Genomic DNA, 13,695 nt, shown 5'->3' on the forward strand with positions numbered 1-13,695 from the left:
CCATGCGTGCTTACAGCATCATTTCGGCGTAGGCGAACGAGCGATTGTCCGCTGTAAGCACGTATCTGCTCTTACAGCATCAAAGTAACCTTAGTTTACCCGCTGTAAGAACCCATGTGTGCTTACAGCATCATTTCGGCGTAGGCGAACGAGCGATTGTCCGCTGTAAGCACGTATTTGCTCTTACAGCTTCAAAGTAACCTTAGATTGACCGCTGTAAGAACCCATGTGTGCTTACAGCATCATTTCGGCGTAGGAGAACGAGCTTTTGTCCGCTGTAAGCACGTATTTGCTCTTACAGCTTCAAAGTAACCTTAGTTTGACCGCTGTAAGAACCCATGTGTGCTTACAGCATCATTTCGGCGTAGGCGAACGAGCCGTTCCAAACTGTAAGCACATTTTCGCTCTTACAACCACAAACTAACCCTCACAAAACAAAAAAAGAAGGCCCACTCCCAGGTAGATAATCCTACCTAGGAGCAGACCTTCTCCATTGCCGCGCTCAATCGCTATTCATGTTAATGAGTAGCTCACTCTCATTACTTACCGTTGATCAAAGCAAGGTTTTCTTGCCATCTTGCTGTACGGTATTCATTCACTTTCTCGAATCCAAGCGAGTTTGTTGTCTTTTTCGCTTCCTCGATCAGACTAAGTACCTCAGCATCGCTCTTTGCGAATAGAATTTTACCGAAATACTCGTTTGCAGTCTCGTTTACCTGCTGATTAATGATACCTTCATCTGTTTCTGGAGCCGGATCAATGTTGTTGTATTGCGTCATATTCAACGATGTTTTCCATGCGATGTTAAGCTGTGCCAAAGAACCCCAGTTGCGTTGTTCTTCCGGCAACGTTTGCTCGATTTTTTGTTTGCTCGTATCTACAAAAGTTGCGTTTCCTGCCCATACATAGGCTTCCAGCTTATCCTTGTCCTTCTCTTCTTGCGGCGTGCTGAACCATTTGTCGTTCGGGATCGGTGCTCCATCAGCATCGTATTCATCCCAGTACAAGCCTTTTGGTCCGAAGAACATAACGCGTGTACCTTCCTCGCCTGTCACCCAATCCAAATAGGCGAAAATACCTTCTGGGTTTTTAGCGCTTGTCGTAATTACATTGACGTTCCAGCCAAGTGCGTTATAGCCGTTTGGATATATTTTGTTTTTATCCAAGCCTGACTTCGCGATTGGCCAAATAAATTCGTAGCCTGCATTTGGATCTTTGGCTTTCAATGCGTTATGGCCTTCGCGTCCCATATTGGTAGCGTTACCGCCAACAAATACAGCTACTCTGCCCGTTGCAAGCTTCTCTTTAACTTGATCATCCTTTTGTGTCATTGCATCTTGCGTCATAAGGCCTTCTCTAAATAGCTTGCTTGCGTACAGCATCGTTTCTTTCCATGCTTCATTGTTGTAGATGGTGTCGAACTTATCGCCATTCGGATATGCTTTCATCGAATGGAACGCACCATTTGCACCCTCCTGGAAGCTAGGGAACATAACCTCTACGCCTGAACCATTGCCGCCTACCTCTAATGGGATCACATCCGGATATTTATCCTTAACCTGCTTTAAGTAAGTATACAGATCATCCGTTGTTTCAAGCTTCGGTGAGCCAAGATCTGCGTAAATCTTCTTGTTCACAAACCAGCCGCCGTTACCAGTAGGCGCTGCCGTATACCAGTTCGGGAATTGATAGATTTTGCCGTCGCTGGAGCGGAGCATATTTAGAGTCTCTTCGCCCGCCCACTTCTTCAGGTTCGGGTACTTCTCAATATAATCATCTAGTGGAACAAGTGCCCCCGCAGCTCTCAATCGTTCTACTTCAGGTCCACGATCCATCATAATGGCACCAGGAAGCTCTTTGGATGCAATCATTGTGCTCAGCTTTTGCGCTGCAGCGCCGCCTGATTGAATGGGCTCTACGGTTACCTTCAGATTATCTTGTACCCACTTACTATTCGGATTAGCACCCCACGGCTCCGTAGTCCACCAATCATAATGAACATAATAAGAAAAGTTTACCGGTGTTTCCCCCAAAACGAATCCTTTGCCAGTCTCTGCTTTATTCGTGCCTTCATTACCTGTATTGCCCGAGTTGCTTGACTTTCCGCCGTTGTTACCGGAGCAACCAGCTAGCAGCACAGTACCGGCAAGACCAACGGTCATAAGCGCGGTTAGCAGCTTTTTTCCTTTCATGTTCGTACGCCTCCCAATTTTTAATATATATACTCATACCCCTCGCCGAAGCGTTAAGGTCGAATACCGAGATTACTCTTTTAAGGAGCCTATCATTACGCCTTTTACAAAAAAACGCTGTACGAACGGATACACTAAAACGATTGGAATCGTCGCTACCATCATCGTTGCCATCGTTAATGATTTGCTCGTTACACTCTGCATTCTGCTTAAAGCATCTGAAGCAGCGCCGCTTCCTTGTGAAGCAATCGAGAGCTGCTCGCTCATCGTGTTGGAGTTCATGATTTGCTGCAGTAAGGTCTGAATCGGATACAGCTTGGCATCATTAATAAAAATCGTGGCCGTAAACCAATCATTCCAATGATAAACAGCCGTGAACAAAGAAAGCGTTGCCAAAACAGGCCCTGATAAAGGAAGTACGATTTTGAAAAAGATCCCAAACGTGCTGGCCCCGTCAATCTTCGCAGATTCCTCGAGTCCATCGGGCAATCCCATAAAGAAGGTACGGAATATAATCATATTCCACACGCTTACCGCTGTCGGAATGACCATTACCCAGAACGTATCCATTAAGCCAAGCTCGCGGTTCAGCAGATAAAAAGGAATAAGCCCCCCGCTGAAATACATCGTAATAATCGCAAAGATCATGTAATATTTTTTACCAATAACGCCTTTAACGGACAAACCGTAAGCGAAGATAGCCGTGAAAAAAATAGAGATCAACGTGCCGACAACCGTACGGGACACAGAGATTAAGAAAGCATCAATGATCCGTTCATTTCGAAATACGATTCGATAGTTATCCAGTGTAAATACTCTTGGCCACAACGTTATTCCGCCTTTTGCCGTATCGAGCCCTTCGTTAAAGGAGATGACCGCCGAATTCCAGAACGGATACAACGTAGCTAATCCTAGTAGCACTAGTAAAAAATAAATACAAACTTGCAATACTTTATCGCTGCTGCTCAGCTTCACTAGGCTTCACCACTTTTCTGAATATTGACAGGATTCCTGTGCTTTACCATAGACTTGAACCTGCTCTTCTAGCCATGTAGTTTGCGATCGTCAGCAAGCCCACACTTATAATCGCTTTAAATAAGCCGACTGCCGCCGCATAGGAGAATCGGTTATTTATGATACCTATCCGATAAGCATACGTATCAATAACGTCCGCCACATCGCGAAGCATTGCACTCCTTCCGAGCAAGAGCAAATCATCAAACCCTGCATTCAATAAACTTCCGATGTTCAGAATCAGAAAAATAATAATAACCGGTGTAATCGATGGAAGCGTTATCAAGAAAATTTGTTTAAATTTGCTTGCACCATCAATAGAAGCCGCTTCATACAAGCTCGGATTCACTCCGGCAATCGCTGCCAAATATACAATCGTTGCAAACCCAATTTCCTTCCACAAATTCGTCGTCACGATAATTCCCCAGAAATATTCAGGCAACGACAAGAAATTAATCGGCTTATCAATGAGTCCAAGCGCTTGCAGCGAAATATTTAAGCTGCCGTTATCAACGGACAATATCGAAATGGTAAAGCCAGACACTATGACCCAAGACAAGAAATGGGGTAAATAACTAATCGTTTGAATGATTCTTTTGAATGCCATGTTTCTAACTTCGTTCAACATTAGCGCAAGCAGGATCGGAGCCGGAAAGTTAATGACCAGCTTAAGCAAGCTGATCACAATCGTATTTCGAATGACTCTATAAAAATCCGGCGAGTTAAAAAACATTTCGAAATGTTTAAAACCCGCCCATGTGCTGCCAAAAAAGCCTTTAAATAAGCTGTAATCCTGAAATGCCATCAACACGCCGTACATCGGAAAATAATTAAAAATGAGTATAAAGATCAGTGCTGGAAATATCATTAGCTGTACTTGCCATTGCGCCAGAAACCGCCGCCACAGCGGTTTCTCTCTTCGCGAGCTCTTTACTGCTGCATTTGCCGTAACAGGTGTTTGCAAGCTACCTCAGCCTCCTTATACTCTCCTCATTTAACCCTTAACTGCACCAGCCGTAATTCCGCGTGACATTTGCTCTGTAAACAATAAATAGATGATAACTGTCGGCAACGCGATGATGGTCATTACCGCGAACTGTGCGCCATAATTCGAAGAGTACTGACCGGTAAACTTCATAATAGAAAATGGCAGCGTCTTGAAGGTCTCGGATGTTAGAAACGTATTGGCCATAATGAATTCATTCCACCAGCTGATGAAGTTCATAATACAAACCGTCGCAATTGCGGGTTTTGTCATCGGCATAATGATTCGGAAAATAACGCCATAGACCGAACAACCGTCCATAACCGCCGACTCCTCTATGCTCTTCGGAATCGTTTCCAGAAAACCTGAAATAATGAGCAGGCTAATGGGAAGCGAAAAAGCAATGTAAGGCAAAATCAAGGACAACGGATTATCAATGAGGTTCAGCTTGTCGAACAAAATAAAGTTCGGCAGCAAGGTCGCATGAATCGGTACGATCATGCCGAGCATAATGAACGCCATGGCAGGACCGCGCAGCTTCCATTCCATCCGCGTGAACGCGTAGCCGAGCATAAGCGCTAGGAATGCAGCAACCAAGATCGTTACGGTCGTAATAAAAACACTGTTTAATAGAAATTTTGGAACGCTTCCGTAATTGAATGCATTCACATAGTTATTCCATTCAAATGTCTTGGGCCACTTTAATATGCCGCTGCCAAAAAAGTCTCCGCTCTTCAGAAAGGAATAATTAATGAGCCAAATAAGCGGGAAAATTTGCAGAAGCGCTACGACCCATAAAACGAGATGAAGAATGACTTTTAATGCGGGCGATGCGGCGTCCTTCTTCTTGCCGTTTTTCGCTTGGCGACTGGTCTTAGCTGCAAGAGCTTCCACGGGCATGCCTCCTAAAATAATTCATATACCAAATGTGCATATACAAAGGTGAGTATTAAAACTCACCGACATCTTTTTTGAACGCTTTGTTCATCGCTACGGTAATCATGAGACAAATGATAACGAACACAACAGATATCGCATTTCCATAGCCGTAAAGCGACGAGGAAAACGCCGTTTTATAAAGGTAATTACCAATGAATTGCGTTGTATTGGCAGGTCCTCCGTTCGTCATGAGGAATACGGTTTCCATCTGTTTCAAGCAAGCCGTAACCGCTATGACGACCGCAACCCGAACCATCGGCGAGAGAAGCGGAATAACCACACGCGTATATAGCTTTACTCTTCCAGCACCATCAAGCTCCGCTGCTTCATAAAGATCCTTTGGTATGCCTTGAAGTCCCGCGTAATACAGCAGAAGCGCATAACCAAAGCCTTGCCACATGACCACGACGATAATGCACCAAATGGCAATATCTGAATCCCCCAGCCAATCCTGTTTCCAAGTGCTTAATCCTACACCTTCAAGCAATTTATTTAACATCCCGAAATTCGGATGAAATACGCTTACCCACATTTTCGAAGTAACGACGATTGAAATAACTGCCGGTATAAAAAAGATAGCTCGAAACCATTTCTCTAGCTTTCCTGCATGCATGACAAATATAGAGAACAATAGCGCAATCGGATGTTGAATCAGAAGCGTAGCTGCAAGCAGCAGTAGGGCATTAAGCAATGAACGCCAAAAAACGCTGTCATGAAACAAAATGTTTTTATAATTCTCGAGTCCAACGAACTCGTAAGCACCGATTCCTGTCCAATTCGTCGTACCGTAATATGCACTCATGATAATCGGAAAGCAAACCATGAAGAGAAACAGCATAAAACCCGGTGCGACTAGCCAAAAAATGGTGATGCGATTGCTCATCAGTTTGTGCATGGTTCTCCCCGCTCTCTCTTTGGTAGAAGGCGGGGCAGACCGAATGAATTCGGCTGCCCCATCAGCTAACTAGCTCATTTGTTTACTTCAGTACACCAACTGCTGCGTCCATTTCCGTTAAGAACTGTTCTGGTGTAATTTGTTTTCCAAACAGCTTTTGGTGAGCTTCCATCACTTTTGTCTTGAATTCGTCCGTACCGTTATCATGTACAGGAGTACCGCTGGAAGAAGTCATTGCGCTGAAAATACCAACCAATTGTTTTTGAAGTGCTGTTTCGTTGCCTGTCAGGAATTGATCAAACTTCTGAGCCGGTGTACCCGAACCTGTCTGCCATACTTGCTTCGCCCAGTTCTCAGGCTTGAAGAAATATTGCAAGAAAGCTACTGCCGCTTCAGGGTGCTTCGATGTTTTGGATACCGAGTAACCGCCGCCATACCATGCTGCTACATCTGTTGATTTGCCTTTATCGGAAGCAGGATACGAAATAGCGCCTACGTTATTGCGGAACTCTTCAGGGAAGTTCTCGTCTGTTGCAAGTCCTGCTTCCCAGTTACCCATAACGAACATTGCTGCTTGGCCTTGACCGAACAGGTTGCGGGAAGTGCCGTAATCTGCTGTCAGGAAGCCGTCTGCAAGTGCCTTGTTTTCAGCTAGTGCAGCAATGTCTTGTGCTGCTGCAAGGAAGTCTGCATCGCCGGAGAATTTAGCTTCACCCTTCAATACCGCATCCATTTTGTCAAAATTGCCTGTGTGGCGCTGTGCTGCATACTCGAACCAGATTGGCAGAGACCAGCCTTCCATTGCGTTCGTTGCAAGCGGGTTAATGCCTTTTGCTCTTAGCTGTTTGGATACTTCAAGCAATTCCGCTGTTGTTGTTGGTACAGTTAAGCCATTGTCGTCAAAAATTTTCTTGTTATAGTAGATAACCAAGAAATCCGTACCGCGCGGCAATCCGTAAAGCTTGCCATCTTGGGAGAAACCATCCTTCGCACCTGGTACGAAGTTGCTGCTCGCAAAATCTGCTTCATTCAACTCAAGCAGCATATTGTTATCGATAAGCGGTTTAATAAAAGAAGTTTGGCCCCACGCTTGAATAATATCAGGTACTGCATCTGTTGATGCATATACTTTAATTTTCGCTTTGTAAGGCTCATCTTGAAGTGCCTCTACTTCTATTTTCACATTCGGATTTTCTGCCATATAGCTATCAATGATCGCTTGCTCGATTTTACCAGCTCCATTAGAGCGATCAGCTAGCGCTGTGAAAAACTTAAGTGTTACCTGCTCCGGTTCTTTATCTTTCGGCGCTTCCGTTTCCTTTACTTCATTAGTAGGACTAGTCGTCGCACCAGCGTTCCCGTTTTTTCCATTATTGCCGGAGCTGCATGCTGCTACAGTAAAAACCATGATTATTGCTACAAGCGAAATCCATATTTTCCTCATCGCTACCCCACCTTTTTTTATTTGACCAGGCGCTTCCTGTTCTGTCCCCATTATAACGTGTAATATCAGCGACAAAATATGAGCCATATTTAAGAATAGATGCCTCATTTTTTGGATCATTATCAAAATAAGCCTAACTGGAATTATTTCTTGGTATACTAAAGTCACAAATCTGAATGCTACAGGTGAACATGATGCGATCCTTTTTTCCTCCCTTTCGACATATTACGCTGCAACGGAAATTGCTTACCTTAGTCATTCCTCTTCTTATTGCAACCGTTGGGATTACCGGACTGTATTCTTATTACATTGCCTCGGGAGAAGTGGTAGATAAGCTTCATCAATCTCAAATGAACATGGCCATCAAGACAAAGGATCAGCTCGACTATTTTGCCAAAAACACGCTAAGCTTCTCTAATTATTTGTTTCTGAATCCGACTGTTCAGAGCATGGTTATGAACGGAGACACGCAGCAGCGACGTGATCAGGTGTTCAAAAATTTGCTGCCGCTCATGGTTACCGGCGAAACGATCCAATCGCTAGTGCTTTATCCATCCACGAAGGATGAAGTGCCCGCTCAGCCATTTGCGATTACGCAAACAGGTATTGCAAGCGCTATCAGCCTAGAGCGCTTTATGAAAACCCGCTTTTATGAACGTCTCGCTAGCTCAGATTCAGGCCAAATTTGGGATATATTTTACCCCTCTGATGGTATTTTGCTTGGTGACACCCATCACAAAATCGTTTTAGTGAAGCCGTACAAAAACTTTTACAACTATGTTCGAAGCGGCCTTTTAATTATTGGTATGGACGCAGATAAGCTTAGCAAATCCTTGTACCATGACGATGAGGAAGCCTCACAGTTTGTAATGAATGATCAAGGCATCATACTCGCCTCAACTGATTTACATACGATTGGCAGGCCGATCACGGTATTGCCCGTATTCGATCAGATGGATACTGCCAATATCAAGCCCGAACAAGGCTTAGCGCTGCTGAAGGAAAATAAACATTATATCGTTTCAGATTCCTTATCGGATATTACCGGTTGGCGTACTGTCGTTATTCAAGATCGCAGCAAGCTGGTACTTGAGCTTAAGCATATTGGCTCCGTTACCTTCTCAATCATGGCAGTCGTTACCCTCATTACCATTATCGTCTCTTGGGTCATTGCCCGAATTATTACGAATCCGATGAAGAAGCTGATGTTCTCTATGAGGGCGCTACAAACGGGGGATTTTACGCAAAGGGTTCACTTTAACGGCAACGACGAGATCGGCAGACTCGGTCATTTGTACAATACGATGGTTGGACGAATCAAGACACTGATTGATGACGTATATGCCTCGCGCTTAAAGCAGAAGGAAGCCGAGCTTAAGGCGCTGCAATCGCAAATAAATCCTCATTTCCTGTACAACACGTTAAACATGATTAACTGGAGCGCGGTACAGAAGGGGGATAAAGAAATATCAGAGATGGTACTCTCACTCTCTCAAGTGTTCCGATTAAGCCTTAATAGCGGCAACGATTTTGTAGAGCTGAAGCACGAGATAGAGCTAGTGCGAAACTACTTATTTTTACAAAAGAAACGATTTACGACGCGGTTTAATTTTGAGATTGATATGGAATCTTCGATTGAACGCTTTCGCATGCCTAAGCTGCTTCTGCAGCCGCTCGTCGAGAACGCGATTATCCATGCCATTGAGCCCTCAGGCGGAAATGGACATATTCATGTCCGGGCTTATACAGAGCCTTCACTCATTATTCTTGAGGTCACCGATAACGGACCGGGCATGCCTGAGAAACAGGTACATCTTCTGAACCAACCAACCGTAGAGGAGCCTATGCGAAATTTGCAAACGGATGACGCTCACTCTGGGATGGCACTGGCTAATATCAAAGAGAGACTCGCTTTATTTTATGAACAGGCGGAATTCGAGATTGTAAGCAAGGAAGGCTTAGGCACAAGAGTGCAACTTCGAATTAAACAAGGAGGTAATGGAAATGGTGCTTAAAATGATCGTTGCAGAGGATGAGCAATCATTCCGAGAAGGCATTCTTACACTTGTCGACTGGAAGCTGTATGGCATTGAGATTGCTGGAGAAGCGGAGAATGGCAGGCAAGCTTTGGAAATGATACATAACAACCCTCCTGATCTGTTGCTGACCGATATCCGTATGCCTTTTCTTAACGGTCTTGACCTTATTCGCGAAGCCAAAGCAGCCGGCCATGAGTTTCATTCCGTGCTGCTTACCGGCTACAACGAGTTTGAATATGCCAAGGAAGCGATCAAGCTTGGCGTTTCCGATTACCTCTTAAAACCATGTATGCCGCATGATATTATTCGCGTAATTATGGACTTAAAACAAAAAATTGAACAATCCGAAAATGAGGACAAAGCATTAAATGCCCTTAACCGCAGCTGGAACCGCAACATTCATCTGCTGAAAAATCAGATTTTGTCGCAATGGGTTCAACATCCGCTCATGCCGCTCGAAGATCGCTCAAGCGTTATGAGTGAAGTGGACATGACGCTCCTGTGCGGACCGATTCAAGTCGGACTGATCCGGATTGACTCCAGTAAAGCGCATACCGTCACCTCATCCAAACGTGATTTAGAACTTATTCGCTATGCGCTGCTGAATATTGCAGGCGAAACGCTTCGGCCTTTGTACGATGGCAAACTCGAGGTGTTTCGCCATGGCGACGAGATGTTATGGATCGGAAATTATCCAGAGAACACAACCAATGAGGCTATCGAAGGTGCCATGAAGAAGCTTCAGCTTAATCTCGAAGCTTACCTAAAGCTATCTATCAGCATATCAATCAGTTCTGTTGCAGCTTCGGTTGATTATGCACATATCGGCTATCAGCAAGCTATTGAAGCGATGGAAGCAAGGTTCTACCAAGGAAGAGGCGGCATATTTTTTCATGCTGAAGCCGGCAAGCAGGCCATTGCCAAAAGTTCAATTCTGGACGATGCTTATTTGCACCGACTCGAGAAAGACTTGCTTCTCGCCTTGCAGAACGAGCAATATGAGCATGCGGTCGATGCCATTGAAGCCAGCATGTCGCATATTCGGAACAATTCGAGTTATTCCAAGGCTGAGGTCCATCTGCGCTCCACAAGTCTTATTCTTGAGCTGCAAAAATTTGCCCAGGAGCGCAAGGTCGCATCTATCGAATGGCAGGACAGCTTCGTGAACTGGATCGAACAAATTCCGAACATGGATACACTTGATGACTGCACCGTCGTGCTGCAAAAAATCGTTCAGAGCATCGTCGAGGCTGTATCGAACCAAAAATCACTGCATCGCACCGTTCATGCCACCATCGAGCTCATCAAGCAAAAGTACAATACCAACCTCACGCTCGAGCTTGCTGCCAAGGAAACATTCGTCAGCAATTCTTATCTAAGCTCGTTGTTTAAGCAAGAGCTTGGCGTTAATTTCCTTGATTATTTGCATCAATACCGTGTAGAGCAATCCAAGGAGCTGCTTCGCCAGAGCTATAAAATTTATGCGGTTTCCAAGCTGGTCGGCTATCAGGAGGAACGCCACTTTAGCTCTACCTTCAAGAAGTGGACGGGATTAACGCCGCGGCAATATCAGAAGAACTACAATGCGGGTTGACTGAAGCAGCCTGTCGCATAACAAACAGCCCGTACGGGAATATCCCCGTACGGGCTGTTTACGCTTGCCTGTCGTTTGTTTATTAAACCATTACTTTGCAAATATCGTTCGTAAACGCGACTGGATCTTGAATTGGCAAACCTTCGATGAGAAGTGCTTGGTTGTAAAGTAGGCTTGTATAAAGAGCCAGCTTCACTTTATCCTGCCCAGCAGCATCCTTCAACGATTGGAAAATTTCATGGTTCACGTTAATTTCGAGCACCTTGTCTGCTTTTACATCTTGGTTGTTCGGCATCGATTTCAATATTTTTTCCATTTCAATCGTTACTTCACCTTCAGTGGACAAGCACACAGGGTGTGTTTTAAGACGTTTTGAAGCTTTTACGCTTTTTACTTTATCGTTAAGGATTTCTTTCATCTGCTCGAAAAGCTCTTTATTAGCATCCTGCTCTTCGGCCGTTTCCTTGTCCTTCTCGTCCACTTCAATACCAAGATCGCCACTTGATACCGACTTGAATTCTTTATCCTTATACTTCGCAACCATCTTGATGGCAAATTCATCAATATCGTCCGTGAAGTACAAGATTTCAAAGCCTTTATCCGTTACCAACTCGGTTTGCGGAAGTCTATCAATACGCTCAATCGATTCACCGGAAGCATAATAAATGTACTTCTGATCCTCGCTCATTCTCGACACATACTCGTCCAGTGTAACTAGCTTCTTCTCCTTCGAGGAGTGGAACATAAGCAGGTCTTGAAGCACTTCTTTGTTAACGCCGTAATCGTTGTATACGCCGAATTTCAGCTGTCTGCCGAATGCTTTGTAGAACGACTCATACTTCTCTCTGTCATCCTTCAATATGCCAAGGAGCGCGCTCTTGATCTTGCTGTTGATGTTCTTCGCAATCAGCTTCAGCTGACGGTCATGCTGCAGCATTTCACGTGAAATGTTAAGCGATAGATCCTCCGAATCAACCATACCTTTAACGAAGCTGAAATAATCCGGCAGCAGGTCTGAGCATTTATCCATAATTAGAACGCCATTTGAATAAAGCTCCAGCCCCTTCTCATATTCCTTCGTATAATAATCGAAAGGTGTGCTCTCTGGAATATACAAAATCGCATTGTACACAACAGCGCCATCCGCACTAATGTGAAGATGTTTGATTGGTTTATCAAAGCCATAACGTTTTTCAAAATAAAACTGATCATAATCTTCCGATGTAAGCTCATTTTTATTTTTGCGCCAAATCGGCACCATGCTGTTAACGGTTTGCTCTTCTTGATATTCCTCGAACTCGTTTTCAGCGTCTGCTTTAGGCCGTTGACCTTTCACATCCATCTTAATTGGGTAACGAATGAAATCAGAATATTTTTTGATAATCGACTTCAAGCGGTACTCTTCCAAGTACTCATCGTATTGATCGTCTTCGGTATTTTCCTTGATATTAAGTACAATCTCCGTACCAACCGAATCCTTCTCGCAGGACTCAATCGTATATCCGTCCGCGCCTGTTGATTCCCATTTGAAAGCCTCATCGCTGCCCAGTGCTTTAGTCACAACGGTAACCACATCCGCCACCATAAAAGCAGAGTAGAAACCTACGCCGAATTGACCAATAATGTTGTGTCCATCCTTAAGCTCATTTTCCTTCTTAAAGGCAAAAGAGCCGCTCTTCGCAATAACCCCAAGGTTATTCTCAAGCTCTTCCTTCGTCATGCCAATACCTGTATCGGTAATTGTTAATGTTCTGTTTGCCTTGTCGGCAACCACTTTAACATAATAGTCCTCTTTGTTAAATACCATTTGGTCATCGGTTAATGCTCTGTAATATAACTTGTCGATCGCATCGCTTGCATTCGAAATAAGCTCTCTCAAAAAAATCTCGCGCTGCGTATAAATGGAATTAATCATCATTTCCAGCAATCGTTTCGATTCTGCTTTGAACTGTTTTTTGGACATGGATAGATCCCCTTTCCATTCATCAATGATTATCAAGCCTGAAGGTAACGTAACAGGAAGGCTTGTTCAAGGTTTATTAAACCGCTACCTCATATTTTAGCACTCAAACTCCTTGAGTGCCAATCCTTCTTTTTATATATCATAAATTATTTTTCTATGTCAACCTTCTTCCTAAAAAATCCATATAAAAATAGAGCTGCCCAGCTCGTTAAATGAACCTTCGGGCAACTCCTGTTACGCTGCTGCAGCTATCCATTTAGAACATTTCATCCTGTAATAGTTTCTTTAGCCGCTCGCGATAACGACTGTGATGCGAATAAAACCTTTCCCGAATCATGTTCGTTTCCATTTCAATTTTGGCTGCTTGATCCAGCATGCTCTGCCCCATTTGAGAGAACAATTTCTACATCTCTCCCTTGGTATGTGCGCAGCTTAAAATAAATTGACACATAATCAACTCCTACCGTTTGATCCCCTCATCCTATGCGCTAGAATAAGAGCGAGAACGGCTTAGGACTATTTCCTATTGCACAAAGTGCAACAGAAAGCTGACATGCCAGCCCATTCAAGGAGCTACATTGCAGAAATGCATCAGAATTGCTTGATATTTCGAAAAATGAGGGGAAAACC

10 protein-coding genes are annotated in these 13,695 nt (G+C 44.1%); 2 read left to right on the forward strand and 8 right to left on the reverse strand.

Annotated features, from left to right (window positions below; genetic code table 11):
* Window positions 1-539 precede the first annotated feature (539 nt).
* The 6 genes from AC787_RS12670 to AC787_RS12695 all read right to left on the reverse strand — a co-directional run bounded on the left by AC787_RS12670 (window position 540) and on the right by AC787_RS12695 (window position 7,469).
* Window positions 540-2,192: an extracellular solute-binding protein gene (locus AC787_RS12670; RefSeq protein WP_054025122.1), complete on the reverse strand. Its 1,653-nt coding sequence runs from the start codon at window positions 2,190-2,192 to the stop codon at window positions 540-542.
* Between the two features lie 72 nt (window positions 2,193-2,264).
* Window positions 2,265-3,167: a carbohydrate ABC transporter permease gene (locus AC787_RS12675; RefSeq protein WP_054025123.1), complete on the reverse strand. Its 903-nt coding sequence runs from the start codon at window positions 3,165-3,167 to the stop codon at window positions 2,265-2,267.
* A 43-nt stretch (window positions 3,168-3,210) separates the two neighbouring features.
* Window positions 3,211-4,074: an ABC transporter permease gene (locus AC787_RS12680; protein WP_082360979.1), complete on the reverse strand. Its 864-nt coding sequence runs from the start codon at window positions 4,072-4,074 to the stop codon at window positions 3,211-3,213.
* 126 nt (window positions 4,075-4,200) lie between these two features.
* Window positions 4,201-5,085, reverse strand: a complete 885-nt coding sequence (locus tag AC787_RS12685; protein WP_235560965.1) for a carbohydrate ABC transporter permease — start codon at window positions 5,083-5,085, stop codon at window positions 4,201-4,203.
* 55 nt (window positions 5,086-5,140) lie between these two features.
* Window positions 5,141-6,025 (reverse strand): carbohydrate ABC transporter permease, encoded by an 885-nt coding sequence (locus AC787_RS12690; protein ID WP_054025124.1) that lies wholly within the window; start codon window positions 6,023-6,025, stop codon window positions 5,141-5,143.
* 82 nt (window positions 6,026-6,107) lie between these two features.
* Window positions 6,108-7,469: an ABC transporter substrate-binding protein gene (locus AC787_RS12695; RefSeq protein WP_063847619.1), complete on the reverse strand. Its 1,362-nt coding sequence runs from the start codon at window positions 7,467-7,469 to the stop codon at window positions 6,108-6,110.
* 191 nt (window positions 7,470-7,660) lie between these two features.
* On the opposite strand from AC787_RS12695, the gene AC787_RS12700 reads away from it, so the two are divergent.
* Window positions 7,661-9,484 (forward strand): sensor histidine kinase, encoded by a 1,824-nt coding sequence (locus tag AC787_RS12700; protein WP_161807536.1) that lies wholly within the window; start codon window positions 7,661-7,663, stop codon window positions 9,482-9,484.
* Complete coding sequence (locus tag AC787_RS12705) at window positions 9,474-11,102, forward strand: response regulator transcription factor (RefSeq protein ID WP_054025127.1); 1,629 nt, start codon at window positions 9,474-9,476, stop codon at window positions 11,100-11,102. The genes AC787_RS12700 and AC787_RS12705 overlap by 11 nt, the downstream gene beginning before the upstream one ends.
* 82 nt (window positions 11,103-11,184) lie before the next feature.
* Here AC787_RS12705 and htpG read toward each other — a convergent pair whose 3' ends face one another.
* Together htpG and AC787_RS34090 are read right to left on the reverse strand one after the other, a co-directional pair.
* Window positions 11,185-13,065 carry a molecular chaperone HtpG gene (htpG, locus tag AC787_RS12710; protein WP_054025128.1) on the reverse strand — a complete coding sequence of 627 codons (1,881 nt, stop codon included), beginning with the start codon at window positions 13,063-13,065 and terminating at the stop codon, window positions 11,185-11,187.
* Between the two features lie 256 nt (window positions 13,066-13,321).
* Window positions 13,322-13,465 carry a hypothetical protein gene (locus AC787_RS34090; protein WP_161807537.1) on the reverse strand — a complete coding sequence of 48 codons (144 nt, stop codon included), beginning with the start codon at window positions 13,463-13,465 and terminating at the stop codon, window positions 13,322-13,324.
* Between the last annotated feature and the right edge of the window lie 230 nt (window positions 13,466-13,695).

Source organism: Bacillus sp. FJAT-28004, assembly GCF_001280845.1.
GTDB lineage: Bacteria > Bacillota > Bacilli > Paenibacillales > Paenibacillaceae > Pristimantibacillus.